The 22,947-nt window shown below is 71.6% G+C and carries 19 protein-coding genes, 1 pseudogene and 1 riboswitch; of the genes and pseudogenes, 9 read left to right on the forward strand and 11 right to left on the reverse strand.

The genetic code is table 11. The features are described from left to right. Positions 1-28 precede the first annotated feature (28 nt). The 3 genes and pseudogenes from ACVW00_RS16095 to ACVW00_RS16105 all read right to left on the reverse strand — a co-directional run bounded on the left by ACVW00_RS16095 (position 29) and on the right by ACVW00_RS16105 (position 3,742). Positions 29-2,034, reverse strand: a pseudogene (locus ACVW00_RS16095) (PTS fructose transporter subunit IIABC). Further along, entirely contained in the window at positions 2,031-2,984 is a 954-nt protein-coding gene (gene pfkB, locus ACVW00_RS16100; protein ID WP_457111904.1) for a 1-phosphofructokinase, read from the reverse strand. Before pfkB ends, ACVW00_RS16095 begins: the two are co-directional and overlap by 4 nt. Next, a complete protein-coding gene (locus ACVW00_RS16105) occupies positions 2,981-3,742 on the reverse strand; it encodes a DeoR/GlpR family DNA-binding transcription regulator (protein ID WP_457111905.1) in 762 nt (253 codons plus the stop codon). Before ACVW00_RS16105 ends, pfkB begins: the two co-directional genes overlap by 4 nt. Positions 3,743-3,914: 172 nt before the next feature. Between ACVW00_RS16105 and ACVW00_RS16110 the strand changes: the two genes are divergently transcribed. Next, positions 3,915-5,585, forward strand: a complete 1,671-nt coding sequence (locus tag ACVW00_RS16110) for a DNA repair helicase XPB (RefSeq protein ID WP_457111906.1) — start codon at positions 3,915-3,917, stop codon at positions 5,583-5,585. A gap of 95 nt (positions 5,586-5,680) precedes the next feature. Here the strand turns inward: ACVW00_RS16110 and ACVW00_RS16115 are convergent, their stop codons facing one another. Continuing rightward, on the reverse strand, positions 5,681-7,297 hold the full coding sequence (locus ACVW00_RS16115; RefSeq protein ID WP_457111907.1) for an alpha/beta fold hydrolase: 1,617 nt from the start codon (positions 7,295-7,297) through the stop codon (positions 5,681-5,683). A 184-nt stretch (positions 7,298-7,481) separates the two neighbouring features. On the opposite strand from ACVW00_RS16115, the gene ACVW00_RS16120 reads away from it, so the two are divergent. Further along, entirely contained in the window at positions 7,482-9,629 is a 2,148-nt protein-coding gene (locus ACVW00_RS16120) for a HelD family protein (protein ID WP_457111908.1), read from the forward strand. A gap of 130 nt (positions 9,630-9,759) precedes the next feature. Here the strand turns inward: ACVW00_RS16120 and ACVW00_RS16125 are convergent, their stop codons facing one another. Continuing rightward, a complete protein-coding gene (locus ACVW00_RS16125; protein ID WP_457111909.1) occupies positions 9,760-10,512 on the reverse strand; it encodes a copper homeostasis protein CutC in 753 nt (250 codons plus the stop codon). A 9-nt stretch (positions 10,513-10,521) separates the two neighbouring features. Here ACVW00_RS16125 and ACVW00_RS16130 point away from each other — a divergent pair, with 9 nt between their 5' ends. Beyond that, complete coding sequence (locus tag ACVW00_RS16130; protein WP_457111910.1) at positions 10,522-10,863, forward strand: hypothetical protein; 342 nt, start codon at positions 10,522-10,524, stop codon at positions 10,861-10,863. A 27-nt stretch (positions 10,864-10,890) separates the two neighbouring features. Here the strand turns inward: ACVW00_RS16130 and ACVW00_RS16135 are convergent, their stop codons facing one another. Then, positions 10,891-11,625, reverse strand: coding sequence for a GntR family transcriptional regulator (locus ACVW00_RS16135; RefSeq protein ID WP_457111911.1), 735 nt, complete (start codon positions 11,623-11,625; stop codon positions 10,891-10,893). Between the two features lie 134 nt (positions 11,626-11,759). Here ACVW00_RS16135 and ACVW00_RS16140 point away from each other — a divergent pair, with 134 nt between their 5' ends. Continuing rightward, a complete protein-coding gene (locus tag ACVW00_RS16140) occupies positions 11,760-13,106 on the forward strand; it encodes an MFS transporter (protein ID WP_457111912.1) in 1,347 nt (448 codons plus the stop codon). Between the two features lie 38 nt (positions 13,107-13,144). Then, positions 13,145-13,768 (forward strand): alpha-ketoglutarate-dependent dioxygenase AlkB, encoded by a 624-nt coding sequence (locus ACVW00_RS16145; protein WP_457111913.1) that lies wholly within the window; start codon positions 13,145-13,147, stop codon positions 13,766-13,768. Between the two features lie 198 nt (positions 13,769-13,966). Here ACVW00_RS16145 and groL read toward each other — a convergent pair whose 3' ends face one another. Together groL and ACVW00_RS16155 are read right to left on the reverse strand one after the other, a co-directional pair. After that, positions 13,967-15,592 (reverse strand): chaperonin GroEL, encoded by a 1,626-nt coding sequence (gene groL / locus ACVW00_RS16150; protein WP_457111914.1) that lies wholly within the window; start codon positions 15,590-15,592, stop codon positions 13,967-13,969. 213 nt (positions 15,593-15,805) lie between these two features. Next, positions 15,806-16,678, reverse strand: a complete 873-nt coding sequence (locus tag ACVW00_RS16155) for an ATP-grasp domain-containing protein (RefSeq protein ID WP_457111915.1) — start codon at positions 16,676-16,678, stop codon at positions 15,806-15,808. A gap of 87 nt (positions 16,679-16,765) precedes the next feature. On the opposite strand from ACVW00_RS16155, the gene ACVW00_RS16160 reads away from it, so the two are divergent. Beyond that, complete coding sequence (locus ACVW00_RS16160) at positions 16,766-17,122, forward strand: YciI family protein (protein ID WP_457111916.1); 357 nt, start codon at positions 16,766-16,768, stop codon at positions 17,120-17,122. Then, positions 17,103-18,320 carry an RNA polymerase sigma factor gene (locus ACVW00_RS16165; RefSeq protein WP_457111917.1) on the forward strand — a complete coding sequence of 406 codons (1,218 nt, stop codon included), beginning with the start codon at positions 17,103-17,105 and terminating at the stop codon, positions 18,318-18,320. Before ACVW00_RS16160 ends, ACVW00_RS16165 begins: the two co-directional genes overlap by 20 nt. Positions 18,321-18,354: 34 nt before the next feature. Here the strand turns inward: ACVW00_RS16165 and ACVW00_RS16170 are convergent, their stop codons facing one another. Beyond that, positions 18,355-19,722, reverse strand: a complete 1,368-nt coding sequence (locus ACVW00_RS16170; protein WP_457111918.1) for a LacI family DNA-binding transcriptional regulator — start codon at positions 19,720-19,722, stop codon at positions 18,355-18,357. Between the two features lie 154 nt (positions 19,723-19,876). On the opposite strand from ACVW00_RS16170, the gene ACVW00_RS16175 reads away from it, so the two are divergent. Together ACVW00_RS16175 and ACVW00_RS16180 are read left to right on the forward strand one after the other, a co-directional pair. After that, positions 19,877-20,341 carry a hypothetical protein gene (locus ACVW00_RS16175; RefSeq protein WP_457111919.1) on the forward strand — a complete coding sequence of 155 codons (465 nt, stop codon included), beginning with the start codon at positions 19,877-19,879 and terminating at the stop codon, positions 20,339-20,341. 130 nt (positions 20,342-20,471) lie between these two features. After that, positions 20,472-21,059 (forward strand): hypothetical protein, encoded by a 588-nt coding sequence (locus ACVW00_RS16180; RefSeq protein WP_457111920.1) that lies wholly within the window; start codon positions 20,472-20,474, stop codon positions 21,057-21,059. 68 nt (positions 21,060-21,127) lie between these two features. Here the strand turns inward: ACVW00_RS16180 and ACVW00_RS16185 are convergent, their stop codons facing one another. Both ACVW00_RS16185 and thrC read right to left on the reverse strand, forming a co-directional pair. Then, on the reverse strand, positions 21,128-21,403 hold the full coding sequence (locus ACVW00_RS16185) for a MoaD/ThiS family protein (RefSeq protein WP_457111921.1): 276 nt from the start codon (positions 21,401-21,403) through the stop codon (positions 21,128-21,130). A 36-nt stretch (positions 21,404-21,439) separates the two neighbouring features. After that, the gene (gene thrC / locus ACVW00_RS16190; RefSeq protein WP_457111922.1) at positions 21,440-22,717 is read right to left on the reverse strand and encodes a threonine synthase; all 1,278 of its coding nucleotides are present in this window, start codon (positions 22,715-22,717) and stop codon (positions 21,440-21,442) included. A gap of 11 nt (positions 22,718-22,728) precedes the next feature. After that, positions 22,729-22,878: riboswitch (SAM riboswitch) on the reverse strand. Positions 22,879-22,947 lie beyond the last annotated feature (69 nt).

Raw genomic sequence — 22,947 nt, forward strand, 5'->3', positions numbered from 1 at the left:
CGACCCCACCTGGCGCTGGGGTGCGGCCTCAGGCCGCGACGGTCTGACCGGCGTGGGCACCACCGGTTGCCGGGATGCCCGCGGCGTCCGGCAGGTCGGTACGGCGTACCGACTTGGCCACGACGACCAGACCGGAGGTGACCGCGGTGCCGACGACGATCGCGAGCAGGTAGCCCGGGATGCCGTTGATCAGCGGGGTCACCCAGATGCCGCCGTGCGGTGCCGCGAGCTCGCTGCCGAAGGCGGCGACCAGGCCGCCGGTGACGCCGGAGCCGACCATGATCGACGGGATCACCCGCAGCGGGTCCGCCGCGGCGAACGGGATCGCGCCCTCGGTGATGAAGGAGGCGCCCAGCAACCAGGCCGCCTTGCCGTTCTCGCGCTCGGGCTCGCTGAAGAGGTCCTTGCGGAGCACGGTGGCCAGGGCCAGGCCGAGCGGCGGGGTCATGCCGGCGGCCATCACGACGGCCATCACGGTCAGCTGGGTGCCGTGCGAGGCGATCGCGGCGGCGGTGAGGCCGGTGGTGGCGAAGGTGTAGGCGACCTTGTTGACCGGGCCGCCCATGTCGAAGGCCATCATCAGGCCGAGCACGACGCCCAGGACGATCATCGAGCCGCCGGACATGTTGTCCAGGCCAGCGGTGAGCTTGTCGGTGACCCAGGACAGCGGCCGGCCGAGGATCACGATCATCAGGCCGCCGGTGAGGAGCGTGGCGACCAGCGGGATCAGGACCACCGGCATGATGCTGTTGACCGCCTTGGGCACCCGCCAGCGGCTGACCCACAGGGCGAGGAAGCCGCCCAGGAAGCCCGCGACGATGCCGCCGAGGAAGCCGGCGCCGACGGTGCCGGCGAGCGCGCCGCCGACGAAGCCGGGAGCGATGCCCGGACGGTCCGCGATCGCGAACGCGATGAAGCCGGCGAGTGCGGGCACGAGGAAGCCGAAGGCCGCGACGCCGACCTGGAAGAGCAGTGCTGCCCACTGCATGCCGGAGGTGGCGTCGAAGTGCTTGATCAGGTCGGTGATCGGGATCTTGGTGACCTCGATGGCTCCGTCGTCGCCACCGGCGAACCGCGCCAGCATGAACCCGAAGGCGATCAGGATGCCGCCGGCCGCGACGAACGGGATCATGTAGCTCACCCCGGTCATCAGCCACTGGCGCACCCGCGTGCCGACGCCGGCGTCGTGGTCGACCTTCGTGACCAGGCCACGCGAGCCGCCTCCGGCAGCGGCCGGAGCCGAGGCCACACCGGCCTGGGCGGCCTGGACGGCCTCGGCGACGAGCCCGGCCGCGCCGTTGATCGCCTTCTTCACCGGGGCGGTGACGGTCGGCTTGCCGGCGAAGCGGTCGCGGCCGCGCACCTCGACGTCGGCGGCGAAGATGACCGCATCAGCTGCGTCGATGGTGGCCTGCGGAAGCTCCTGCAGGCCGCCGGCTCCCTGGGTCTCGACCTGGATCTCGTGACCGGCTGCGCGGGCTGCCTGCTCGAGGGCCTCGGCCGCCATGTACGTGTGCGCGATCCCGGTCGGGCACGACGTGACTGCTACGAACTTCATCGGTTCTCCACCTCGTTCTTGATGAGCTCGACGACGTCCTTCGGGTCGCCTGCGTTGATGAGGGCCTCGCGGAAGGACTCGTGCACGAGGCGTCGCGCCAACGCGGCGAGCACCGTGAGGTGCTCACCGTTCCCGTCGTCGGGCGCAGCGATGAGGAAGACGATCCGGGCAGGACCGTCCTCCGCACCGAAGTCGATGCCGGTGCTCGACCGGCCGAAGACCAGGGTCGGGACGCGCACGGCGCCCGACCGGGCGTGCGGGATGCCGATGCCGCCCTCGAGGCCGGTCGCCATCTGCGCCTCGCGAGCGCGTACGTCGGCCAGCATCTGCTCGACGTCGGTCACCCGGCCGGCGTCGTGCGCCAGCGTGACCAGCCGCAGGATCGCGCCGTCCTTGTCGGTGGCGCTCGCGTCGAGGTCGAGGTCGACCAGGGTCGCGTCGATCAGCCGCGGCGCTGTGGTCAGGTCGTCAGTCATGCTGTCTCCAGGTGGTTGAGAGCGGCCGTGGCGGCCTCGGTGATGTGGACGTCGTCGGGCCGGACCCGGTCGGGTGCGGGTACGCCGGTGCCAGGGGTCGCGACCGCCGCGGTCGCCCAGGCGACGCCGGCGCGAAGGCCGGCCGCCGTGGTGCCCTCGACGGTGAGCCCGTGCAGGTAGCCGGCGAGCAGCGCGTCGCCCGCGCCGACGGTGTTCTCGACCTGCACGCGTGGGCCCGAGGCGTACCACGCGTGACCGGACTCGACCAGCACGGCTCCGTCGGCGCCCAGGCTGCAGAGCAGGGTGCGCTCGGTGCCCGCCACCAGGTCGCGGCAGGCGTCGACCACCGAGGTGAGGGTGTCGAGCGGCGCTCCGAGGACCTCGCTGAGCTCCTCGCGGTTCGGCTTGACCAGGTCGGGGCCGGCGGCGAGCGACGCGGCCAGGGCCGGACCGGACGTGTCCACCGCCCAGTGGGCGCCGGCGGCGCGGGCCGCGTTTCCGATGACGGCGTACACCTCGGGGTCCTGGCCCGGCGCGACCGAGCCGGCCGTGACCACCCAGTCTCCCGGGCTGACGTGCGCGATCACCGCGTCCGTGACGGCGCGCAGCTCGTCGGGGTCGAGGGCGACCCCGGGCTCGTTGATCTTCGTGGTGGTCCCGTCGGGCTCGACGATCGAGACGTTGGCGCGCGTGCGGTGCCGCCCGGGGACCGCGACGTGGTCGACCCCGGCCTCGGTGAGCTGGGCGGCCAGGGCCGTCCCGGTGCTGCCGCCGACCAGCAGCACCGAGACGACCGGCGTGCCGTGCGCACTCAGCGCACGGGCCACGTTGACCCCCTTGCCGCCGGGGTCGTTGTGCGTGAGGACGGCCCGCTGCACCTCGCCGCGCAGCAGCCGGCGTACCTGCAGCGTGCGGTCGAGGCTCGGGTTGAGCGTGACGGTGATGATCATGCGCGCACCACCTGGAGACCCGCGGCCTCGAGTCCGCTCACCCTGGCGGCATCGAGGCCGGCGTCGGTGATGAGCAGGTCGACGTCCTCGATCCCGGCGAACCCGGCGAAGTGGTTGACACCGTGCTTGGCGCTGTCGGCGAGCACGACGCTCCGCCCGGCCGACCCGATCAGGGCCCGCTTCGTCGCGGCCTCGTCGGCGTCGGGCGTGGTGAAGCCACGCTCGACGGAGAAGCCGTTCGTCCCGATGAACGCGACGTCGACGTAGAGCTCGCGCAGGAACGCCACCGAGGCGTCTCCGACCGCCGCCAGCGTCCGGGAGCGGACGCGCCCCGGGACCAGGTGGACGGTGAGGTTCGGCCGGGCGGCGAGCGCGGTCGCGATCGGCAGGCCGTTGGTGACGACGGTCAGCTCGCGGTCGGCCGGGATCGCCTCGGCCAGCCGCAGCGTGGTGGTGCCGGCGTCGAGGGCGATCGCCCCGTCGACCGGCAGCTCGTTGAGCGCCGCCTTCGCGATCGCCTCCTTCTCCGACGTCGCGACCTGCTCGCGGGTGTCGACGGCGGGCTCGAAGCCGAGGCGCTCGACGGGGATCGCACCGCCGTGGACCCGGCGCAGCACGCCGGCGCGCTCGAGGGCAGTCAGGTCGCGCCGGACGGTCTCGGTGGTGACGTCGAGGCCCTCGGCCAGCGAGGCGACCTCGACGCGGCCGTCGGCACGCGCCCGGGCGACGATCGCTGCCTGCCGTTCCTCTGCGTACACGGTGTCCCCTTCTGGCTCTGCGGGCGATCACGTCGTGTGACCTGCGTCTCTTCGACCACTAGACACCGCGTTCCCACAGAAGTCAAGAGATAACAACAGATTCGGGCATCAATTCACAGGGAAAGCCAACTATGGCGCGTCGGTTCGGTCGCGTTCGTAGACTTGGCCGGTCATGACCGACCGCCCCGCCGAGCCCGCTGCCGGCCCCCTCATCGTCCAGTCCGACAAGACCGTGCTGCTCGAGGTCGACCACCCGCAGGCCGAGGAGGCGCGCCGGGCGATCGCGCCGTTCGCCGAGCTCGAGCGGTCACCCGAGCACATCCACACCTACCGGCTCACGCCGCTGGGGCTGTGGAACGCCCGCGCGGCCGGCCACGACGCCGAGCAGGTGGTCGACACCCTGCTCTCCTACAGCCGGTACGCCGTGCCGCACGGCCTGCTCGTCGACGTCGCCGAGACGATGGCCCGCTACGGCCGGCTCCGCCTCGAGAAGGACCCGGCCCACGGCCTGGTGCTGGCCAGCAGCGATCACGCCGTCTTCGAGGAGGTCGTGCGGAGCAAGAAGGTCGCCGGGATGCTCGGCGAGCGGATCGAGGCCGTGCCCGGCTCGGAGGGCACCGTCGCGGTCCATCCCTCCGAGCGCGGCAACCTCAAGCAGGCCCTGCTCAAGCTGGGCTGGCCCGCCGAGGACTACGCCGGCTACGTCGACGGCGAGGCCCACGAGATCTCCCTGGTCGAGGACGGCTGGTCGCTGCGCGACTACCAGAAGCAGGCGGCCGACTCCTTCTGGCACGGCGGGTCCGGAGTGGTGGTGCTCCCGTGCGGCGCCGGGAAGACGATCGTCGGCGCGGCAGCGATGGCCCACGCGAAGGCGACGACGCTGATCCTGGTCACCAACACGGTCAGCGCACGGCAGTGGAAGGCCGAGCTGCTGAAGCGCACGAACCTGACGGAGGACGAGATCGGCGAGTACTCCGGAGCACGCAAGGAGGTGCGCCCGGTCACCATCGCGACGTACCAGGTGCTCACCACCCGGCGGAAGGGTGCCTACACCCATCTCGAGCTGCTCGACGCGCGCGACTGGGGCCTGGTCGTCTACGACGAGGTGCACCTGCTCCCCGCGCCGATCTTCCGGATGACCGCCGATCTCCAGGCGCGCCGCCGGATCGGGCTGACCGCGACGCTGATCCGTGAGGACGGTCGCGAGGGCGACGTCTTCAGCCTGATCGGGCCGAAGCGCTTCGACGCTCCCTGGAAGGACATCGAGTCGCAGGGCTGGATCGCGCCGGCGGACTGCGTCGAGGTCCGGGTGACGCTCCCGGACGGCGAGCGGCTCGCCTACGCGACCGCCGAGCCGGAGGAGCGCTACCGGCTGGCCAGCTCGACGTTCGCCAAGACTCGGGTCGCCGAGCAGCTGGTCCGCAAGCACCAGGGCGAGCCGACGCTGGTGATCGGGCAGTACCTCGACCAGCTCGACGAGCTCGGTGAGCACCTCGGTGCCCCGGTGATCAAGGGCGAGAGCAGCGTCAAGGAGCGTGAGCAGCTCTTCGCGGCGTTCCGCGAGGGTGAGATCGACCTGCTCGTGGTCTCCAAGGTCGCGAACTTCTCCGTCGACCTGCCCGAGGCTGCGGTCGCCATCCAGGTCTCCGGCAGCTTCGGCTCACGCCAGGAGGAGGCGCAGCGCCTCGGCCGCCTGCTCCGCCCCAAACGCGACGGCCGTACTGCGCGTTTCTACACGATCGTCAGCCGCGACACCGTCGATGCCGACTTCGCGCAGAACCGGCAGCGGTTCCTCGCCGAGCAGGGCTACGCGTACCGGATCATCGATGCCGGGGACCTGTAGGCGGCGAAATTCACTACTGGCGTAGTGAAACTGGTGCTTCCCGTACGAGATCCCGTACGGGAAGCGGCCAGTTCGCTACGCCAGTAGTGAATTTCCTAGCCGAACCGCTGCGCCCGGACCAGCAGGTCACGCAGGGCCGCGGACATGCCCGCACCGCCGGCGGTGCGGGCGTAGCGGGTCGCGGGCGGCGGCGGCACCTTCGGGCAGTCGACGTCTGCGCCTCCGCCGGCCTGCCTCGCCGGGAGCGTGCCCGAGGCGAGGAAGGTGGAGATGCGCGAGTCCACGCAGGTGACGCCCGAGAGCGAACCCGCGTGGGTGGTGCCGCCCACCCCGGCGATCAGTGCCGACGACGGGAACAGCGAGCGCACCTTCAGGGCACCCGAGTACGGCGTGGCCGCGTCCTTCGTCTCGTTCACCAGGAGGAACTTGCCCCCATCGGCGGCCGCAGCGGCCCCGCTGACCGGGACGAGCGTCCGGCTCGGCGCCCGCCACGTGCGGCACGGCGCGTTGAACCACGTGTTGTCCCACGCCAGGAACGGTCGCTTGCGGTGGATCCGCCACGCGTCGTGGACCTGCGTGCTCCACGGCGGCCGGAGCACGTCGCTGCACTGCACGCCGAGGTACACGGCGTACCCGTTGTCGTTGCCCATGTTGGAGCCGGCGTAGATCTTGAAGATCCCGCGTCCCTGGCCGGTCCGCACCAGCTTGGAGTACGCCGCGGCGATCGCGTCCCAGTCGTAGACGTAGTAGCCGGCGTTGATCATCGCGTCGGCCAGCTCGTCGGGTCCGAGCTTGCGGTGGTACGCCGGGTGCCGGTCGAGGCGCTTGACCAGGGCGTTGTAGCCGCGGCGGATCGCCTTCCCGCTGGTGCCGAGGTGGTAGGCGCCCGGGTGCTTGGCCATCCAGCGGAAGAAGATGTTGAGGTTGCGGTCGAAGCCGATCTCCTGCTTGAGGTTGGCGCCGTACCAGTAGTCGGTCGGGTTCACGACCCCGTCGAGGACGAACCGGCCCACTCGCTCCGGGTAGCGGTTCGCGTAGACCTGGCCGAGGTAGGTGCCGTAGGAGAAGCCGTAGAAGTTGAGCTTCGCCATCGGGCCGTCGCCGATCAGCGCGCTTCGCAGGGCCTCCATGTCCTGGACGCTGTCCAGCGTCGACATGTGCGGCAGCAGCCTGGCCGCCGCGCTGGTGCCGCAGTCCCTGGCGTACCCGGCGGTCTTCTTCTTCCAGAACCGCATCAGCTTGTGCGTCCTCGGCACGAAGCTGGGCCGGTTGACGCCGAAGTAGTGGGTGTTGCAGCTCAGTGCCGGGATGCTCTCGCCGACGCCGCGCGGGTCGAAGCCGACCCAGTCGTACTGCTCGCCGACATGGTTCGGGATCGCGCCGGCGAGACCGACCAGGCCGGTGCCGGAGGCACCCGGGCCGCCGGGGTTGGCGAGCATGATGCCCTGGTACGTCGCCGAGGTGTGCGGGCGGATCCGCACGGCGAGCGAGATCTTCTCGCCGCCGGGGTTCGCGTAGTCGAGCGGCACGGCGAACTGGCCGCACTGGTCGCTCGGCCTGTCGGCGCAGGCTGCGAAGCCGGGAAGCGCGGCTGCGTACGTCGCGGCGCTGCTCCCGGCGCTGGGCGCGGCGCTCGCGCCTCCGAGGCTGGCCAGCGAGGCCAACGAGACCGACAGGACGGCCGTGACCACCACGGCGACAAGACGCTTCACAGTTACCTCTCCCGGACAGGCACTCGATCCCACCCCGGATCACCTTGTCGTGCGTCCGGCCCGATGTCCACCGAATCGCCGATAACGGGCATGCGGCCCATCTCGCCGGAGGAAGGGGCTCGCGGAAAACCGGTGTCCCCCCGAACCGGGCGCTGGTAACGTCGCGCGGCCGAAGGAGCGCACCGTGCCATCAAGCCTGCCGCCGTCCGCAGAACCACCCACCGACTCCGACATCCGCCCCGACCCGGTCACCGACCCCGGCGAACCCTCCGGCCTCCGCACCGACGAGCTCGCCGAGGAGCAGGCCCATCTCGACCGATCCCGCGCCGCCCTCGCCCGGATGCGGGCCCGCACCGAGAGCCTCGACTCGGCCGCCGCGGGCGACTGGGTCAGCCGCCAGTTCCTGGAGGCGGCCTTCGCCGAGCGGCGCAAGGCACTGGCCGACGACCCGACCGTGCCGCTCTTCTTCGGCCGGGTCGACTACCTGCAGGACGCACCCGACGTCGGCGGCGAGAGCCTGCACGTCGGCCGCCGCCACATCAGCGACGAGGCAGGCGACCCGATGGTCGTGGACTGGCGGGCCCCCGTCAGCCGCCCGTTCTACCGGGCCTCGCGAGCCGAGCCGCTCGGGCTCGGCAGGCGACGGCGATACGGCTTCGTGCGCGGGCGGCTGACCGGCTACGAGGACGAGCCAATGGTCGTCGAGGGGTCGCGACAGGCTCGACCAGCGGATGCTTACTCCGCGATCCTGGAGTCGGAGATCGAGCGCCCGCGCGTCGGCCCGATGCGCGACATCGTCGCCACGATCCAGCCAGAGCAGGACGCCATCGTCCGAGCAGACCTCTCGCGCTCGGTCTGCGTGCAAGGGGCCCCGGGCACCGGCAAGACGGCCGTCGGGCTGCACCGCGCGGCGTACCTGCTCTACGCGCACCGCGACCAGCTCAGCCGCCAAGGGGTGCTCGTGGTCGGGCCGAACGCGTCGTTCCTGCGCTACATCGGCGATGTGCTGCCCGCGCTCGGCGAGATGGCGGTCGGTCAGACGACGATGGAGGAGCTCGTCGCCACCACGCTGCGGCGGGCCCACGCGAAGGCGATGATCCGCAGCGCCGATCCCGCTGCGGTCGCGACCCTCAAGGGCGACGGCAGGATGGCTCAGGTGCTCTCGCGCGCGGTGTGGTCGCACCTCGTGCCGCCGACCGAGGCCCTCGTCGTCCCGCGCGGCGCAGCCCGGTGGCGGGTCCCGGCGTACGAGGTCGAGGAGACCGTCGCGGTGCTGCGGCGCCGGGACGTGCGCTACGGCGCCGGGCGCGACATGCTCGCGCAGCGCCTCGCCCACGCCGTGCTCGTGAAGATGGAGAGCGCCGGCGACTCCCCCGACGACCGGGTGCAGGACTCCGTCGCGCGGAGCCGGCCGGTCAAGCAGTACGTCGACGCGATCTGGCCCGCTCTCGACCCCGCCCGCGTCGTGCTGCGGCTCCTGTCCGACGCGGAGCTCCTGGCCGCCGCGGCGGAGGGCGTCCTGACCGCCGACGAGCAGGCGCTGCTGCTCTCGCCGAAGCCGGCGAAGGCCCCCGGTTCGGCGCCGTGGTCGCTGGCCGACGCCGTGCTCGTCGACGAGGCGTCCGACCTGCTCGCCCGGCAGCCCTCGCTGGGCCACGTCGTGCTCGACGAGGCGCAGGACCTCTCGGCGATGATGCTGCGGGCCGTCGGCCGTCGGTGCACGACCGGATCGGCCACCGTGCTCGGCGACCTCGCGCAGACGACCACCCCGTGGGGAGTGGGTTCGTGGCCGCGTGCACTCGGTCACCTGGGGAAGCCCGACGCAGTCGTCGACGAGCTGACCCGCGGCTTCCGCGTGCCCGGCGACGTGATCGAGTACGCCGCCCGGCTGCTCCCCCGGATCGCCCCGGAGCTCACTCCCCCGGTGTCGGTGCGACGCGCGCGAGGCGAGCTCGAGGTCGTCGCGACGGATCCGCTCACCGCCCTGGCGGCCACCGTCGACCGGGCTCTCGAGTCCGTCGGCTCGGTCGGGCTGATCGTCCCGGACGCGCTGGTCGACGAGGTCGTCGCCGCGCTCGCGGACCGCCCGTACGCGGTGGTCGGTGGAGCGGAGCGCGAGTCGGTCGAGTTCGACGTCCGCCTCGACGTCGTACCGGCTTCCCTGGCCAAGGGCCTCGAGTTCGACCACGTCGTCCTGCTCGAGCCGGCCGCCATCGTCGCCGGCGAGCCCGACGAGCTCACCGGCCTGCGCCGCCTCTACGTGTGCCTGACCCGGGCGGTCACGTCGCTGGTCGTCCTCCACGGGCAGCCGCTGCCGGAGGCCCTGGACTGACGGCCACGCGACGCCGCGTACGACGCGCCGGCCGGCGCCCGTCGCACCCGGACATGCGAATGTCGCTGCCGGGGCCCATGTGGTGCGCACCGGCCACTCAGGCGACATTCGCATGCCGCTGTACGCCGGCTCAGTCGACCGGCACGCCCAGCGCCCGGTTGTGCGCGTCGTCGAGCAGCATCCGCCAGGCGCGCACGTAGTCGGCGGCGACGTAGGCCTTGGTCCACGAGCCGTCCGGCCGAGCCTCCTCGCCGAGGCCGAACTGCCGGACGCCGGCACGGATCAGCCACGGCACCTGGTCGGAGCTCACACCGCCCTCCGCGAGGAGGAGGCCGGCGACCCTGGGATCCGTGGCACACCGCCGCAGCAGCTCGTCGCCACCCGAGGCGAACCCACGCGTGGAGCCGGCGGACGCCACCGCGTCCAGCCCGGGCAGGTCACGGACCTCACGCCAGGCCCGGCCGGCATCGAGCGTCGCGTCGAAGCCCCGGTGGAAGGTCCACGGCGTACCACCCAGCTCGTGCGCGAGGGCGGAGCAGGTCGCCCGGTCGATCTCCAGCTCGCGGTCGAGGAAGCCGAAGGACATGCCCGCAGCTCCGAGCGTGAGGTAGTCGTGCGCCAGTCCCACGAGCCGCGAGAACTCCGCGCCGGTCGTGCCCAGCCCGTCGTCGAGGCGCAGCAGCACCCGGACCGGCAGATCGGTCTCGCGCAGCACCGCGGACACCGCGGCAGGCTCCGGCGAGCGGCCGCCGAGCTCGGGCGACGCGAGAACCAGGAGCCGGTCTGCCTCACCCGCCGTCGCCGCCTCGGCGTCGCGCGGGTGCAGGACGACGACCTCGAGGAGAGGTCCGCTCTCCGGGGTCGCTGTGGGGTCGGGGGACACAATGTCATCGTGGCATTCGACGACCCCGTGATGACGGCGCGCGCGCTGGTGTTGCACGACCTCGAGTCCACCGGCGTCGCGGACGCGGACACCGTCTCCCTCCTCGAGGAGTCGGTCGCGCAGCGCGCCTGGTGGCTCGAGCAGTGGCCGGAGGGACGCGACTTCGTCGTCGGCCTGGTCGCCCAGGACGTGCAGGACGCACTCCTGGAGACGTCCGGGCGCTGGCCGTTGTGCAAGACCTGCGAGCACACCGCCCACGCCCTGTACGTCGACCCGGACCTCGGTGGGCCCGACCCGACCTGGGTGTGCGAGGAGGCGGGCGTCGTGGTCGCACCGATCGGCGGGCTCTGAGGCGGCCGACGTTCGCGGAGGCGCTGGCTAGCGCAGGTGCTCGGGGCGCAGCACCGGCACCCACAGGGTGTAGCGGTCCGCACGGTAGATGCTGCGGGTGACCTCGACCGCGACCTCGCGGCAGAACGAGCGGCGTGAGATGTGCAGGACCGGCGCGCCCGGCTCGAGCTCGAGCGCCTGTGCCTCGTCCTCGGTGGCGACCGCCGCCACCACGGAGTCCTCGCCCCACGTCGGCATCAGGTCCTGGTCGGCGAACCAGTAGTAGAGGCTGGAGGGCAGCGCGTCGTCGAGGAACCGCGGGAAGGTGTCCAGGGACAGGTAGACGTGCTGGATCGCGATCGGCTGCGCGTCGGCGAGCCGGAGCCGCTCCCAGTGGACGATGGGCGAGCCGACCTCGGTCTCGAGAGCCCGCGCCAGCCCGGGTCCGGCCGCCTCGCGGCGCGCCAGCATCGTGCGGGACTCGGGCACCTTGCCGCGTCGCTCCATCTCCTCGGAGAACGACGACAGCCGCATCTGCATGTCGATCAGCGGCTTGGTGACGAAGGTGCCGCGGCCGGGGATCCGCTCGAGCAGTCCCTGGGCGACCAGACCGTCGAGGGCGTGCCGCACGGTCATCCGGGCCACGCCGAACTGCTCGACGAGGTCGCGCTCGGACGGCGCGGGGCTGCCCGGCTCCGCGTCCACGATCAGGGAGCGCACGTACTCGCGGACGAGCAGGTGCTTGCGTCCGCGCTGCGTTCCGTTGATGGCGTGCTCAGCCAACTGGTGCTCCCTCGGTCCGCCGCAACGATATCGGTGCAGATCGGTGTCCGATGCCGTTTTGGGTGCATCCGTCCGGCGCCGGTACGCCGGATAATGCGGTGCGGCCTGTCGGTCCCCGGTGCCAGACTCGAGCGATGTCCTCTCCCGGCCAGCGACCGTCGATCGCGTCGTTCTGGCACGACCTGCCCCGCGAGGGCCGGCTGATGCTCTCGGTGGTGGCGTTCGAGTTCGTCGGCACGGGTCTGGTCCTCCCCTTCTGGGTCGTCTACCTGCACGAGATCCGCGGATTCTCCCTCGACGTCGTGGGGCTCCTCATCGCCGGGATGTCCGCCGCAGGCGTCGTCACCTCGATGCCCGGCGGCACCCTCATCGACCGGATCGGGCCGCGACGCACGATGATCGGCGTGCTCGTCGCAGCGGTCGTCGGCGAGGTCGTGATGGCCTTCGCCAGCAACCTCCCGCTCGCGATTCTCGGAGTCGCCATTGTCGGCGGCGGCTTCGGCGTCGGCTGGCCGGTCGTGCAGGCACTGGTCTCCTCGGTGGTGCCGTCGGAGATCCGCGCGCGGTACTTCGGGATGAACTTCACGCTGCTCAACCTGGGCATCGGCATCGGGGGCATCGTCGGCGGGCTCATCGTCGACGTCGACCGGCCGGCCACCTTCCAGGCGATGTACCTCGGCAACGCGGCCAGCTACCTTCCGGGCCTCTTCTTGATGATCGTCCCGCTGCGACACATCGGCGGCCCGGTGAGCACGCCGGCCGGCCACGCCGACGACCCCAGGGTCAGCTACCTCTCGGTGCTCCGGGCCCCGGCGATGGGCACGCTGTGCGCGCTCATGTTCGTGTCGGCGTTCGTCGGCTACGCCCAGCTCAACAGCGGCATGCCGGCGTACGCGCGAGCGATCGGCGACGTCTCCACGCGCGGGCTCGGGCTGGCCTTCGCCGCCAACACGCTCGTGATCGTGCTGCTCCAGCTCCTCGTCCTCCAGCGCATCGAGGGCCGGCGACGCACCCGCGTGATCGTGGTGATGGCCTTCGTCTGGGCCGCGTCCTGGGCACTCCTGGGAGCCAGCGGGCTCAGCCCCGGCACCTGGTCGGCGACGTTCTTCGTCGCCGCGTGCGCCTCGGTGTTCGCGCTCGGCGAGACGCTGCTCCAGCCCACCATGCCCGCGATCGTCAACGACCTGGCTCCCGACCACCTTCGCGGTCGCTATAACGCACTGACCTCGGGGTGCTTCCAGGGCGCCTCGATCCTCGGCCCGATCGTCGCCGGCTTCATGGTCGGCCACGGCCTGCATCTGGAGTACCTCGTCGTGCTGGTCGCCGGCTGCGGACTCGTCGCCTGGCTCTCGGTCGCGCGCCTCGAGCCGCAGCTGGGCCCACGCGCCAACGGGCTGCTCCCCCCGGCGCCCGGCACCGTCGCACCCGGCGACGTCAGCGCGCCGGCGGCGCAGCCGGTCGTGGCGCCCGCCGAGCGATAGATCTCGAACATCTGTTCGATCCTTGCTATCGTGGGGTGATGGCGCTCGCCTTCCAGCCCTCCCTCTTCGACACGGAGGAGATCTCCGTGGGATCGCCCAGCGGGCTCCGGCGCACCCCGCTGTCCCGCGGGGCCTGGGTGGACACCCTGCCGGGCTGGTTCACCGGTGCCGACGAGCTGTTCGGCCGGCTGGTGGGCGAGATCCCGTGGCGCGCCGAGCGGCGCGAGATGTACGACCGCGTCGTCGACGTACCCCGCCTCGTGTGCTTCTACGGCATCGGCGAGGAGCTGCCGCACCCTTCGCTCACGGAGGCCCGCGACCTGCTGACCCGGCACTACCAGCCCGAGCTCGGCGAGCCGTTCGTGACCGCCGGCTGCTGCTACTACCGCGACGGCAACGACTCGGTCGCCTGGCACGGCGACCGCCTGGGCCGTTCGCGCACCGAGGACACCATGGTCGCGATCGTCTCGCTCGGCTCGCCACGCAAGCTGCTGCTGCGCCCGAAGGGAGGCAGCGTCGAGCACACGCACTGGCTGGGCCACGGCGACCTGCTGGTCATGGGCGGCTCCTGCCAGCGCACCTGGGAGCACGCCGTCCCGAAGACGACCAGGCCCGTCGGGCCACGGATCAGCGTGCAGTTCCGCACGCGGAACGTCTTCTGAGGGCGCACGCTGCTCGGCTCACGCACTGCACAAGCAGCAGGGCCCCGGTCGTGAGACCGGGGCCCTGCTGTTGGTGTACTTGACGGACGGGACTGTCGGTTTCGAGACGGGCTCAACTCTCCCTCGCAAGCTCGGGAGCGAGGAGCCCTCCTCGACCTGATCCGTTCAACGCGCCTTCGCAAGCTCAGGCGCTACGGATCAGAAGTCCATGCCGCCCATGCCGCCGTCGCCGCCGGGCATGGCCGGAGCCTTCTCCGGCTTGTCCGCGACGACCGCCTCGGTGGTGAGGAACAGGGCGGCGATCGATGCGGCGTTCTGGAGCGCCGAGCGGGTGACCTTGGCCGGGTCGATGATGCCGGCCTTGACCATGTCGACGTACTCACCGGTCGCGGCGTTCAGCCCCTGGCCCGCGGGCAGGTTGCGCACCTTCTCCGCGACGACCCCGCCCTCGAGACCCGCGTTGATCGCGATCTGCTTGAGCGGCGCCTCGGCAGCAAGCCGGACGATGTTCGCGCCGGTGGCCTCGTCGCCGAGCAGCTCGAGCTTCTCGAACGCCTTCACCGTGGCCTGCAGCAGCGCGACGCCGCCACCGGCGACGATGCCCTCCTCGACGGCCGCCTTCGCGTTGCGAACGGCGTCCTCGATGCGGTGCTTGCGCTCCTTCAGCTCGACCTCGGTGGCCGCGCCGACCTTGATCACCGCGACACCGCCGGCCAGCTTGGCCAGGCGCTCCTGCAGCTTCTCGCGGTCGTAGTCGGAGTCGCTCTTCTCGATCTCGGCACGGATCTGGCTGACGCGGCCCTTGATCTGGTCCTCGTCGCCGGCACCCTCGACGATGGTGGTCTCGTCCTTGGTGATGACGACCTTGCGGGCCTGGCCGAGCAGCTCGATGCCGGTCGACTCCAGCTTGAGACCGACGTCCTCGGAGATCACCTGGCCACCGGTCAGGATCGCGATGTCCTGCATCATGGCCTTGCGACGGTCACCGAAGCCGGGCGCCTTGACCGCGACCGACTTGAAGGTGCCGCGGATCTTGTTGACCACCAGGGTCGACAGCGCCTCGCCGTCGACGTCCTCGGCGATGATCAGCAGCGGCTTGCCGGACTGCATGACCTTCTCCAGCAGCGGCAGCAGGTCCTTGACCGTGGAGACCTTCTGGTTCGCGATCAGGACGTAGGGGTCGTCGAGGACGGCCTCCATGCGCTCCGGGTCGGTCATGAAGTACTGCGAGATGAAGCCCTTGTCGAACCGCATCCCCTCGGTCAGCTCGAGGTCGAGGCCGAAGGTGTTCGACTCCTCGACCGTGATGACGCCTTCCTTGCCGACCTTGTCCATCGCCTCGGCGATGGCCTCACCGACGGTGGTGTCGGCGGCGGAGATCGACGCGGTCGCGGCGATCTGCTCCTTGGTCTCGACGTCCTTGCTCATCTCCAGGAGCGCGTCGGTGACGGCCTTGACGGCCGTCTCGATGCCGCGCTTGAGCGCCATCGGGTTCGCACCGGCGGCCACGTTGCGCAGGCCCTCGCGCACCATCGCCTGGGCGAGCACGGTCGCGGTCGTCGTACCGTCGCCGGCGACGTCGTCGGTCTTCTTCGCGACCTCCTTGACCAGCTCGGCGCCGATCTTCTCGTAGGGCTCCTCGAGCTCGATCTCCTTGGCGATGCTCACACCATCGTTGGTGATGGTGGGTGCTCCCCACTTCTTCTCGAGGACGACGTTGCGGCCCTTGGGGCCGAGGGTGACCTTGACGGCGTCTGCGAGCGTGTTCATGCCACGCTCCAGACCGCGCCGGGCCTCCTCATTGAAAGCAATCAGCTTCGACATAACTCGTGCGGTTCCTCACGCAGATGAGTCGGACGGCCGATTCGTCGCCCGCGACGGACGGCCCGGGCTGACCCCCCGGACCCTTCCCGGCGGCGCCTTCGGACCTCGACTTACTCGGCCCTGGTTTTGTCACTCTCACAGGGAGAGTGCCAACCCCAGTTTTAGCACTCGACCCAAGGGAGTGCAAACGTCAGGAGCGCTTTTCGACACCGGTCAGCGGCCGTCGAGGCGGCGCCGGACCATCGCGGCGAACGCGGCACCGTTGCCGGGCAGCTCGTCGAGGTAGAGACCGGGCTCGATCACCTCGAGCTCGCTGAGCGCGAGGGTCCCGTCAGCGAGGCGCAGGTGGTCTACCCGGGCGTAGTCGAGCTGGTGGCCCAGCAGCACTTCCGCTGCCTCGACCGTACGACGGGCGAGAGCGGCCGCCTCACCCGTGACCGGGGCGGCGACGGTCGTCCCGCCGTACATCTCGTGGACCCGGATCTCCCCGGTCGCCGGCCTCTTCTGCGCAGCGGAGACCACCTCGCCGCCGAGGACGAACACCGATCCCTCGCCCTCGGTGCGGACCGACTCGACCAGGGGCTGCACCACCCAGGGCCCCGGGCCGAGCATCGACTCGTCGAGGCCGGCCGGTCCGCCACCGGCACCGTCGCTCGGTCGCATGGAGACGGGCACGACGCCGCGCCCGCCGGCACCGACGCGCGGCTTGACCACGGCACTCTCGAACTCGGCGATGGCCGCGGGCAGCGACTCCTCGCCGTCGACGACGAGCGTCGGCACCACGGCCAGCCCGAGGCCGGCGAGCTCGGCGAGGTAGGCCGTGTCGACGTTCCAGGCGAAGGTGTCGGCGCCGTTCAGCACCTGTGGCACCGCGCGCGTCCAGCGGAGGAAGTCCTCGACGCGAGCGTCGTAGTCCCAGGTCGCGCGGACCGCGACCACTGCGGACGCCCAGTCGACCTCGGTGTCGTCCCACATGACCCAGCGCGCCGTGACGCCGCGGGCGGACAGGGCGTCGTCGAGGTGCGGGTGGCCGGGCTCGCCGTCGCGGAACGCCGCGCAGGTGGCCAGGAGGAGGTCTGGACTCACCCGAACCAGCCTTGCAGGGCTGTCGAATTCTTTGCCGCTCGCCCGTCATCGGGGTGACACACTCAACTCTGAGCGAGAGGAACCACCATGACCAGCTACGCCGTCCTCCTCCCCGGTGACGAGAGCACCTGGGCGACCGCGAGCGCGGAGCAGCGCGCCGCGATGTACGACAAGCACAACCGTTTCGCCGAGCTGCTCGCCGAGCGCGGGCACAAGGTGACCGGGGGCGCGGAGCTCACTCCCAGCGCCGGTGCGCGGACCGTGTCCGGATCGCTCGACAGCATCACGGTGACCGAGGGGCCGTACGCCGAGACGACCGAGCAGCTGACCGGCTTCTACACCGTGGAGACCGACGACCTCGAGGACCTGCTCAACGTCGTCGGCATCCTCGCCGAGAGCGGGGGGCGCGTCGAAGTGCGGGCGTGTGTCGACCACTCCGGCTGACGCGGCGCTCGAAGACTCCTGGCGCGACGAGTGGGGCCGGCTCCTGGCCCTGCTCGTCGCGCAGTACCGCCGCCTGGACCTCGCGGAGGACGGGCTCGCCGACGCGTTCGAGGCCGCTGCCCGAACCTGGCCAGGTGACGGCGTACCGGCCAACCCGCCCGCCTGGCTGCTCACCGCCGCCCGGCGGCGGATCGTCGACCGGCTGCGGTCCGACCAGGTGCTCGCCCGGCGGATGCCCGTGCTGGCCGTCGAGGCCGAGCTGCAGGAGCAGGCGCAGCGCGTGATGGCCGACATCGGCGAACAGGTCCGTGACGAGCGGCTCCGGCTCGTGCTCCTCTGCGCCCACCCCGCGCTTGCGCCGGAGTCGGCGGCTGCGCTCACCCTGCGCCTGGTCATCGGCCTGTCGACCGCGGACATCGCCCGGCTGTTCCTGGTGCCGACACCGACGATGGCCGCCCGGCTCACCCGGGCTCGCCGGCGCCTGGCCGGTGAGGCCTTCTCGGTCCCCGAGCCGACGGAGCTCGGCCGGCGCCTGGGCGTGGCCGCCGACGTGGCCTACCTGGCGTTCACCGCCGGCTACGCACCCGCGTCCGGCGATGCCGCGACCAGGCCGCACCTCGCTGCCGAGGCGATCCGCCTCGTGCGCGTCCTCCGTGAGGTCGCGCCGGGCCGCCCTGAGCTGGACGCCCTGCTCGCCCTCGAGCTCCTCCAGCACTCGCGGCGCGCGACCCGGGTTCATGACGGTGAGGTGGTCGTCCTGGCCGACCAGGACCGCACCCGCTGGGACGCCGTCGCCATCGGCGAGGCTCTCGACCTGCTCACACCGCTGGTGAACGCGCCACCGTCCCGATGGCTCCTGGAGGCGCTGATCGCCTCGGCCCACGCCGTCGCCCCGAGTGCGGACAGGACCGACTGGTCGCGCATCGCCGGCCTGTACGCCGAGCTCGAGGCCCTCACCGGGTCCGGCGTCGTACGGCTCAACCGGGCGGTCGCCGTCGCGGAGGCGGACGGCCCGCTCGCCGGCCTGGCGCTGCTCGACGGTCTCGAGCTGCCGGGGCACCGGCTGCCCGGCACTCGCGCGGAGCTGCTCCGCCGTGCCGGTCGCGAGGCCGAGGCACAGGGCGAGTTCGCCGCTGCCATCGCACGGTGCGACAACGAGCTCGAGCGCCGGCACCTGCTACGGCGTGCCTCCGGCTGAGTCCCGGCCGCAGACCACGCGACGAGAGCGTGGCTCAGTCTCGCGGCCGGGTGCTTTCCCGCTCGACGAGGTTCGTGTGGAGGAGGCGGGTCTGTGGCTGAGCAGTCGGGCGCTCGAGCTGGGCGAGCAGCAGCTCGACCATCGCGCGGCCCATCTCCTCGGGCGGCTGGCGCACCGTGGTCAGCGGCGGGTGCGTGGTCAGGGCGAGGGGCGAGTCGTCGAAGCCGATCACGGCGACGTCCTCGGGAACGCGCCGACCGGCATCGTGGAGGACCTGCAGGGCGGCTGCCGCCATCGGGTCGTTCGCGCAGAAGACCGCGTCCACGTCGGGCCTGCGTCGCAGCAGCTCGGCCATGGATCGCCTGCCGCTGGCCTGGCTGAAGTCGCCGCACGCCACCAGGTCGTCGGTCAGCTCGCGCCCGGCGGCGTCGAGGGCATTCCTGAAGCCCAGGAACCGGTCGCGGCCCGCAGCCATGTCGAGGGGACCTGTGATCGTCGCGATCACGCGGCAGCCGAGCTCGACGAAGAGCTGCGCGGCGAGCCCGGCTCCGCGCTCGTTGTCGACGTCGACCCACGCGGCGCCGACCGTCTCCGCGCCACGTCCGCCGACGACCATCGGTAGCGAGCGGGACCGGATCACCTCGGGCAACAGGTCGTCGTCGTGCAGCGACAGGAGCAGGACGCCGTCGACGTGGTGCGGGCTCAGGTAGCGCTCGAGCTGGGCGCTCCGGGCGCCGGCCTGGGAGAGCAGCAGCACCAGCTGCTTGTCGGCCGCGGAGACCGCCTTGCTGATCCCGCGCACGACACCGGCGAAGAACGGCTCGCCGAAGATGCGGTCCTCGGACTCGGCGATCACCAGCGCGACCGCGTCGGTACGCCGGGTCTTCAGCGTGCGCGCCGCCGCATTGGGGATGTAGTTCAGCTCGGCGACCGCGGCCTCGACGGCGCGTCGGCTCCGTTCGGACACGTGCGCCGACCCGTTGATCACGCGCGAGGCGGTTCCCCGTCCCACGCCCGCCAGGGCCGCGACCTGCTCGAGCGTCGGCCCTGGCGTCGGCCCTGGGGTCGGCCCTGGGGTCGGTCCTGGGGTCGGTCCTGGGGTCGGTCCGGGCGCCGGCTTGCGTGTCATCGAAGCCCTCCCCACCGCGCCGGAGTCGAGGGCCGGAGGCAGATGTCGTGCGATCAGGCGGACGGCGGACCGAATCCCGTGTCGGGCCGCCGTCCGGGCCGCAAAGGTGGCGCGGCCGTACCTGACTTCTTGCACCCGCGCTCCCACATCTGTATGGGAGCGTTCCCACACACACTGTGACGGGCGCCACAGGGCCGTGTCAAGGGTCTTTGGGAACGTTCCCAGAGTTCCTACCCCCGGCGCCGGTATCAGAGAGGTTCGGGCGCGCTCCATGTCCTCGACCGCTCCATGCACGCCACCGACCCCTCTCCCTCACGGCCCCGGCGCACCGCCTCCCCGGTGCGCCGGGGCAACCACTCGCGCGGGCCATTGCCGGGCGCGGCCCGCGGGCGGACAATCGGCTGACGTCGCATCCACTGGGGGAACCATGAAGCTCACGCGCGGTACCGCCCTGGCAGCGCTGCTGCTTCTCGCCGTCGCGGCGCCCGCGGGAGCGCTCGCGCTCGCGGACGACGACCCCGGCACCGGGCACCACTCCTCCCCTGCAGCCGCGGCCGACGACGATGCCGACGAGCAGGGCGACGCAGACGAGCAGGGCGACGACGCCGGCGAGTCGGGAGACTCGACCGATGCGGACCACGCCGACGCCGCATCCGGACCCGGTCGAGCGCACGCCGAGGCGATGAAGGCCTGGGCGCACTGCGTGGCCGAGGCAGCCAGCGGCCCGAAGTCGGGCGAGCACACGGGGCCTCCGAAGGACGCCTGCGGCGACAAGCCGGTCGGGCCGGGGCGGGCGAAGCACGATCCGGGCGACGGCTCGCCCGGCAAGAGTGGTCAGAACCGTCCGGCATCACCGGGCGGCGGCCACGGACGCGGGCACGGCCACAGCTGACCCGAGAGAGCCCTCCGGAAAGCTTCATCGAGAAAGTTGCAAGGAGCGCGGCCCCAACGCACTCCCATCTGTGAACCAACCGCCGGCGCGGACCACCAGGGTCCCGCGGCGAGGACACAGAGGAGTGGACATGAACAAGCTCAACAGGGCCGGCAAGACCTTCAGCACCGTCATCGCCGGCGCAGTCGTGATCGCGCTGTTCGGCACCGGCACCGCCGTCGCCGGCGGGCTCATCACCAGCGCCAAGATCAAGAACAACACCGTCAAGAGCATCGACGTGCGTGACGGCAACCTGAAGGGGGTCGACGTCGCGGACGGGTCATTGAGCGGCGCCGACGTCGCCGACGGCTCGCTCAACGACGCTGACGTCGCAGACGGCACGCTGAGCGGCGCCGACATCGCCGACGGGTCGCTCAGCCACCAGGACGTGGGCGTGTTCTTCGTGACCGTCGAGGCCGACGGCACCGTGAACGCCAGCAGCGGCGGCGTCTCGGTCAGCAACACCGCCACCGGGGAGTACCGGGTCGACTTCAACCGACCGGTCGCGAGCTGCGCCTTCACCGCCACGGTCGGGGACCCGACCTCCGCGGCCGTCGTCCACGGTGAGGCCGACGTGACCGCCCAGTTCCTGCTGACCGACAACGTGCACGTCTACACGCGCACGGCCGGCAGCGCGACACTGGCCGACCAGCCGTTCCAGCTGACCGCCGTCTGCTGAGAGCGCGGACTCACACGACACGTGCCCCCGGAGCTGCGCTCCGGGGGCACGTCGTCGAGCAGGCGGGATCAGCCGCCGGCGACCGCCGGGATGATCGAGAGCTGGGTGCCGTCCGGGGTCGCCGTCGCGAGTCCGTCGAGGAAGCGCACGTCGTCGTTGCCGACGTACACGTTGACGAAGCGACGGATGTCACCGGCGTCGTCGAGGATCCGGGCGCGGATGCCGGCGTAGTTCGCCTCGAGGTCGTCCAGCACGTCCGCCAGGGTGGCACCGGCGACGGTCACCTCGGACTCACCTCCGGTGTAGGTGCGCAGGATGGTGGGGATGCGGACGGACACGCTCACGGAGTGCTCCTGGTGGTCTGGTGAGTGGGCGAGTGGCTAGACGCCGGAGGCCACGAAGGCGTCGTACGTCGGGGCGATGGTGGCCGCCGGACCGACCTGGCCGCCGACGGCGTCGAGGGTCTTGAGGCCGTGGCCGGTGTTGATCACCACGGTCTCGCGCGAGGGATCGAGCTGACCGGTCTCGACGAGCTTCTTGAGCACCGCGACGGTCGTGCCGCCCGCGGTCTCGGTGAAGATCCCCTCGGTGCGGGCGAACAGCACGATCCCGGCACGCACCTCGTCGTCGGTGACCTCCTCGACCGCGCCGCCGCTGCGCCGGGCGATGTCGAGGACGTAGATGCCGTCGGCCGGGTTGCCGATCGCCAGCGACTTGGCGATCGTGTCCGGCTTCACCGGGCGGATCGCGTCCGCGCCGGACTTGAACGCGGTGGCGACCGGGCCACAGCCCGCCGCCTGTGCGCCGAAGACCTTGTAGGGCTTGTCCTCGACGAGGCCGAGCTTGATGAGCTCCTGGAACGCCTTGTCGACCTTGGTCAGCTGCGAGCCGGAGGCGACCGGGATGACGATCTGGTCGGGCAGCCGCCAGCCGAGCTGCTCGGCGATCTCGTAGCCCAGGGTCTTGGAGCCCTCGGCGTAGAAGGGGCGGACGTTGACGTTCACGAACGCCCAGCCGTCCTCCTCGCCGGCGATCTCCGAGGCGAGCCGGTTGACGTCGTCGTAGTTGCCCTCGACGGCGACCAGGGAGTCGGTGAAGATCGCGGAGTTCACCTGCTTGGGGTGCTCGAGGTCGCTGGGGATGAACACCACGGTCTTGATCCCCGCACGGGCACCCGCGGCGGCCACGGCGTTGGCGAGGTTGCCGGTCGAGGGGCAGGCGAACACCTTCGAGCCGAACTCCACGGCGGCGCTGAGCGCGCAGGCGACGACGCGGTCCTTGAAGGAGTTCGTCGGGTTCGTGGAGTCGTCCTTGACCCACAGGTCGGCGATGCCGAGCTCGCGGCCGAGGTTGGCCGCCTTGAGCAGCCGGGTGTAGCCGGGCTCGGTGTTCGGCGAGCCCTCGATGTCGTCGGGGACGGGGAGCAGCGCCTTGTAGCGCCAGATGTTGCGGGGACCGGCCTCGATCTGCTCGCGGGTGACCACCGGGAAGTCGTAGGCGATCTCGAGCGGACCGAAGCACTCCAGACACGCGTAGTGCGGTCCGAGCTCCTGGGTGGCGCCGCACTCACGGCAGACCAGGTGGGTCGCGTTGCCGAAGGCTCCCGCGCGCAGAGCGGTGCCGGACGAGGTCGCGGCGTTCAGGGTTCCAGTGCTCAAGGAGGGCCTCCTTCTCATCTTCCCCGGGGGCCGACTCTCGGCGCGGGACGGATTTGGCACCACACCACGCGGACCCGGGTCGGCTGGCCGACGATCGGAGGCTCGCGTGGCGGTTGCCGGGACTTCAACGGGCCGTATCCCTCAGTCCCTCTCGATGAGCTGTGCTCCAGCGTAGAGAGCCGTCTCAGAATGTGCACATCGATTCCGCCATCCGAGACGGCTGCGTCTCG

The organism is Marmoricola sp. URHA0025 HA25, assembly GCF_054059435.1.

Bases quoted from the DNA above. Each gene is read 5' to 3' on its own strand.
- ACVW00_RS16160 (WP_457111916.1), top strand. From the start codon at position 16,766: ATGACCAGCTACGCCGTCCTCCTCCCCGGTGACGAGAGCACCTGGGCG.
- ACVW00_RS16110 (WP_457111906.1), top strand. From the start codon at position 3,915: ATGACCGACCGCCCCGCCGAGCCCGCTGCCGGCCCCCTCATCGTCCAG.
- pfkB (WP_457111904.1), bottom strand. From the start codon at position 2,984: ATGATCATCACCGTCACGCTCAACCCGAGCCTCGACCGCACGCTGCAG.
- ACVW00_RS16140 (WP_457111912.1), top strand. From the start codon at position 11,760: ATGTCCTCTCCCGGCCAGCGACCGTCGATCGCGTCGTTCTGGCACGAC.
- ACVW00_RS16145 (WP_457111913.1), top strand. From the start codon at position 13,145: ATGGCGCTCGCCTTCCAGCCCTCCCTCTTCGACACGGAGGAGATCTCC.
- ACVW00_RS16180 (WP_457111920.1), top strand. From the start codon at position 20,472: ATGAACAAGCTCAACAGGGCCGGCAAGACCTTCAGCACCGTCATCGCC.
- ACVW00_RS16170 (WP_457111918.1), bottom strand. From the start codon at position 19,722: ATGGAGCGCGCCCGAACCTCTCTGATACCGGCGCCGGGGGTAGGAACT.
- ACVW00_RS16175 (WP_457111919.1), top strand. From the start codon at position 19,877: ATGAAGCTCACGCGCGGTACCGCCCTGGCAGCGCTGCTGCTTCTCGCC.
- groL (WP_457111914.1), bottom strand. From the start codon at position 15,592: ATGTCGAAGCTGATTGCTTTCAATGAGGAGGCCCGGCGCGGTCTGGAG.